Annotated in this window: 6 protein-coding genes and 1 pseudogene; all 7 read right to left on the bottom strand. The window is 48.6% G+C overall.

What is annotated here, in order from left to right; genetic code table 11:
- Positions 1–44: 44 nt before the first annotated feature.
- Positions 45–1022: pseudogene (locus DWX32_RS12815) on the bottom strand (VirB4-like conjugal transfer ATPase, CD1110 family); the annotation flags it as partial.
- A complete protein-coding gene (locus DWX32_RS12810; protein ID WP_044477104.1) occupies positions 970–1374 on the bottom strand; it encodes a PrgI family protein in 405 nt (134 codons plus the stop codon). The pseudogene DWX32_RS12815 and the gene DWX32_RS12810, both read right to left, overlap by 53 nt.
- Positions 1375–1395: 21 nt before the next feature.
- Positions 1396–2265 carry a VirB6/TrbL-like conjugal transfer protein, CD1112 family gene (locus DWX32_RS12805; RefSeq protein WP_118101080.1) on the bottom strand — a complete coding sequence of 290 codons (870 nt, stop codon included), beginning with the start codon at positions 2263–2265 and terminating at the stop codon, positions 1396–1398.
- Positions 2266–2283: 18 nt separating this feature from the next.
- The gene (locus DWX32_RS12800) at positions 2284–2499 is read right to left on the bottom strand and encodes a Maff2 family protein (protein WP_009906233.1); all 216 of its coding nucleotides are present in this window, start codon (positions 2497–2499) and stop codon (positions 2284–2286) included.
- 203 nt (positions 2500–2702) lie between these two features.
- Positions 2703–2870, bottom strand: a complete 168-nt coding sequence (locus DWX32_RS19890) for a hypothetical protein (RefSeq protein ID WP_022621600.1) — start codon at positions 2868–2870, stop codon at positions 2703–2705.
- Entirely contained in the window at positions 2863–4653 is a 1791-nt protein-coding gene (locus DWX32_RS12795; RefSeq protein WP_118142532.1) for a VirD4-like conjugal transfer protein, CD1115 family, read from the bottom strand. Before DWX32_RS12795 ends, DWX32_RS19890 begins: the two co-directional genes overlap by 8 nt.
- The coding region (locus DWX32_RS12790) for a PcfB family protein (protein WP_147398496.1) at positions 4650–4881 on the bottom strand (232 nt) is incomplete at its 5' end. The genes DWX32_RS12795 and DWX32_RS12790, both read right to left, overlap by 4 nt.

Genomic DNA, 4881 nt, shown 5'->3' with positions numbered 1-4881 from the left:
TTGTCCTTCAACCACGAAGGCTTTGTTCAGGAACGAGTCGCACTTATATCCATGTCATAGCCGCTTCTAACCGCTTTTTTCTGTTCCTCAATCTTCATCTTGTCAAGGTCTGTGATTTTGCGCTTAATGGTCTTGATTGCTTCCGACTGGTCGATACTTTTAATGTGGAGATTGACAATAACCCCTGTTTCCAAGTCCAACATATCCGCTAAGATACGGTCGTTCAGCTCCGGGGCAAGGATTTCAAGGAACGACACCGCCCCCGTCTTTTTCCCCATAGCAAAGTAGCGTCCCTCCCCAAACTTGAAAGAGGACGGGGCGATAAAGTCCTTTGTGGTAAGCCCTGTCGGGGTCAGCCAGTCATAGGAGAATGAGAACGGCTCGCCTGCCGGGTGGAATACCCCATGCAGCACCTTTAAGCGTTCATAGCCGGATAAGGGGTGCGCCGATACGCCAAGCACCTTGAAATTGTTGAGTACGTCCGTTTCGATACGGGAAAGCCGCGCCCTTGCCGCCGCCGGATTGTCCGCTTCAATGGAAAACGTGATGTACTTGTGCTTTACAAGCCCGTTGTTCCCTTTGGCAAGCTGCATTTTCAGCATATCGGAATACTCGGTGCGGATAGAGTTAAAATCGTCATTTTGCGGCGGGATATGGATTGCCCGCGCTGCCTGTTCCTGCTGTGAGCCTTGATTGATAAAAGAAAGCTGCACGTTCACGCTCGCGTCAAAGTAGTTGAGAAAATCGCACCAGTTTTCAAAAATGGCGGTCTTATCGTCTGCCTGTGCAAGCTGATAGTTAATGTCCTCAAAAGCAATGCTCTTTGAATATTTCCGCTGCGCCACTTTGCAGATACCGTCCGGGTACATGGCAAGGTAGGGAATGGTCTGCTGTGCGGTGTGGGCTTTGCCGTCCCCCTTTGCCTGCCGGATAACCGCCGCTATCTGTTTCTTTTCCACGCGGGTCAGCTTACGCCTGTTTCCTGCGGCTTCCCGCGTCTTTTTTGTCTGTCCTTTTGACAATCGCTGATACCTCCTTTTCTAATGCCCGCTGTTTCTCCAAGAGTGCATATAGGTTTTCTGTCTGATATGGTCGCACTTTGGGGCGGGTAAATTTTGTCTGAATGATGTTCTTTATTACCACTTCAAGGGGCTGCCCATGCTTTTCATACATGGCAACCAAGAAGCAGGGAAGCATGACGACAATCATTACCATTGCCGCAAGGCTCGTCCCTGCGCTGTCTTTGAGCAAAAAGAAAAGCGGCAGTCCTATAAGAAGTGCCACTGAAAAACAAAGGATTTGCCGCTTTGTCAGATTGAAAGCGACTTTTGTTTTGACTTTGGAAAGGTCTTTGGGTACAGGTACATACGCCAAGAAAAAACCTCCTTTCTGCCCTTAGTGGGCGTTGAATATGGATTTTGCCAGTGCGCCGGATTTGAACAGGGAGAAACAGAGGATAACGGTATAGGCTGCAAGGGAAAAAATCGCGCTGTGCAGATTGTCCGCTAAGACCATTTCGCCTACCAAAACTGCGTAAATGCCGACGCATATCATAATGAGGAAGCCTTGAAAACCAAGTGCAAACAGCCCCTTTAGGTAGTTGTTCCCAATCTGTCCCCATTCTCGGTTTGTCATGGTGGCAAAAGGGATAGGGGAAACGGAACAGTAGGCGTATATCTCAATCATTCTGCCGTAGAGGATAACGGTTATCAGTACGGACATGATTTTCATACAAAGGCTTACAAGGCTCGTTTCCATAACAAGTAACAGTAGTTCGGGGATTTCCATATCTTTTAGTCCCTCCTGCATGGCGGCAAGGGCTTCGGTTACGTCGATATTCGTATCGCCGCCGATGACCCCTGCCGCGCCGGACACAATATGCTGCGCCATATCAAACACCGCCATAGTAATATCAAAGGTATGTGTTACCAGGAAAACGGCAACAAAGGCTTTGAAAAACCACTTAAAAAATAGGAATGTGTCAACGTCGTGCATATTGTTTTTTTCCGTTACCATGCTGATAAGCTCATAACAGAGGACATAGGTAATGACAAGCCCCGCAATGGGTACAATCACATTTTCCGACAGATTTTGTATCATGCTGAAAATGTTTGCGTTCCACCCCTGCGGGGTCTTGCCTACCTCCGCTGCAATGGTGCCTACTTTTTCGTTTACGTCCCCGAACATAGTTGACAGATTACCGTTTATCGCGCCGATAAGGATTTCCTTTATCCATTCGTTAATCGCGTCAAGTATGCTCTCCATAGGCTACCCTCCGTAAACTTATCCGAACAGACCGGAAAGCAGAGGTACAAGGATAGTGCCGATAAGGGCAACACCGCCGCCCGCCATAAGCTGCTTAATGCCCTGTGATTTTGCACCCGGATTGTCGTTTCCATATCCCTCCAAGAGATTGATAACGCCCCAAATGCCTAAGCCTGCGCCCAGTGCGATAACAAGGGTCTGTAATACGTCGATAGCAGAGTTAAAAAATTCCATAAAGCTCCTTTCTGCCGCAAATGCGGCTTGCCCCCTAAAAAGGGCATAAAAAACGGCGGTCAGTTTTGTAACTGCCGCGGTCGTAAGTCCCCACGCTGCGTAAAATTCTGCCGCGCGGCGGTATTCAGTTTTTAAGTGTGGGCGTTATGGATTTTCCAGTAGGGGCGCGTATTCTGCACCCACTCATAAATTTTGTTACTGCGTCAATTCCTCCTTTCTTTTCGCTGCTGCTCATACAGGGCTTCACACCGTTTCACAAACTGCTGGATAGCAGCCTGCCGCTGTCTTTCCTGCCACTCGGCAATGGAGATAAGTCCGTTTATGGCTTCTGTGATTTTCTTGTCCTTTTTCTTTCTGATACGTCTATTCATGGTCGGTGTCCTCCTGCAAATCGCTTTCGCTGATTTCGTAGTAGTCAAATACTTCGTCCGGCTTCACAAGGGCGGGTCTGCGCCTTAAATGCTTTTCCATATCAAAGGTATTTTTCTTGTCATAGTCGGAAAGATATTTATAGTTGGGGTGCTTTGTAATGTCGTACTTATCAGAGAAGAACGGGCGCACCCCTCGTAGCTGTAAAATACATTTCCCGCCGTCCATGACTGCTATTTCATCTTCCGTCATAAGCTGCTTGCCTAACTTCTGATAGTTCAGCCCATGCGATACCTCGCGCCCCCGGTTCTCGGAAGTGTTGAAGCTGTCAATGGTTTCTTTCCCCAAGATTTCCGACATTTCTTTGAGGGTGGTTTTCTCCTTGCCGCCCAAGAAAAGGGTGGTGTCGCAGTTGCCGACTATGGTATCGGCGTTGTCCTTATAGATTGCCTTTAACTGGCTTTGCGACTGTAAGATAATCGACGCGGAGATTTCCCGGCTTCGTATGGTGGCTATGAGCTTTTCAAACTTCGGTATCTGCCCGATATTTGCAAACTCGTCTAACAGACAGCGCACATGGACGGGCAGCCTGCCGCCGTATTCATCATCTGCCTTGTCGCAAAGCAGATTGAAAAGCTGCGTGTAAAGAATACTCACGACAAAGTTAAAAGTATCGTCGGTGTCGCTGATGATAACAAACAGGGCGGTCTTGCGGTCGCCTATGGTGTCAAGCTCCATTTCGTCAGTTTCCATAAGGTCGCGCAGCTCCTTAATGTCAAAGGGTGCAAGCCGCGCCCCGCAGGAAATGAGGATAGAGCTTCTTGTTTTTCCCGCAGATAACAGGAATTTCTTATACTGCCGGACGGCAAAGTGTTCCGGGTCTTTTTCCTCCAACCGTTCAAACATGAGGTCAACGGGGGACTGAAATTCCGGGTCGTCCTCGCGGGCTTCACTGGCATTTATCATTTCAAGCAGCGTCGTGAAGTTCTTTTCTTCCTCCGGGGCTTCGTACCAAATGTAGCCGATAAGGGCGCAGTAAAAGAGCCGTTCCGATTTTACCCAAAAATCCTCCCCGGCTTTTTCCCCGTCCCCTTTGGTGTTGGCAATCAAGGTATTTACCAGTTTCAAAATGTCTTTTTCGCTGCGGAGATAGGCAAAGGGATTGTATTTCATACTTTTTTTGAAGTTTATCGTGTTTAGCACCTTTATCCGATACCCGCCGCGCTGTAAGAGCTTCCCACACTCGACTAAAACCGTACCTTTCGGGTCGGTTACAACGTAACTTGAGTGCATTTGCATTAAGTTGGGCTTCACAAAAAATCTCGTCTTGCCGCTGCCGCTTCCCCCGATAACAAGGATATTTTTATTCCTTGCATACTTCGGCTGCTTCGGGCGGCTGTTCATGGTAAGCTGTTCCGTCTGTGTCAGCAGCACGTTATTTTGAAATATCGGGTCGGTGTAGGGCTTTATATCTTCGGCGTTGCCCCAACGGGCTGAACCGTATTCGATACCTTTTCGATATTTCTTCGCGTTCTTGCCTTTGAAGTACACCATAAGCCGGATAAGGACAGCCCCCACAATACCGATAAGCAAATCCATAGGGGCAAGGCTCGGAAGCGGGGTTGCAAAAGCCATAGAAAAGCCCTCCCCAAGCGACAGCACCTTGCCGGATAGGTCAGCCCCCGGCGCAAGGCGTACCGCCTGTCCGACTTTATCAAAGAGATACACAAAGAGCAGATAGGGAATGTTGGGAAGTAGCAGCTTTTTCCAGTTGATAGCGTTCATCTTACAATCCCCCTGTCTTTGTTTTTTACTTTGTCCCGCTGTGCGTTCAGAGCCGCCGCCTTTTCTTTGAGGGAAACAATCAGCTTGCGGATAGAGGGCTTTTGTCCCTGTGTCAGCTTCTTTGCGGAAAACTCCTTGAAAGCTGCGGTCAGTGCGTCCGCGTCCCGTCCCTTGAAAAACACAAGATAGCGGGGTGGGGTTTCGGTGCTGTCTTTCTTTAGTGCAAAA

It is taken from the genome of Blautia sp. AF19-13LB, from assembly GCF_003479105.1.
Lineage (GTDB): Bacteria > Bacillota > Clostridia > Lachnospirales > Lachnospiraceae > Fusicatenibacter > Fusicatenibacter saccharivorans.
Note: the sequence above shows the minus strand (reverse complement) of the source record. Positions and strands in the feature narration are given on the sequence as shown.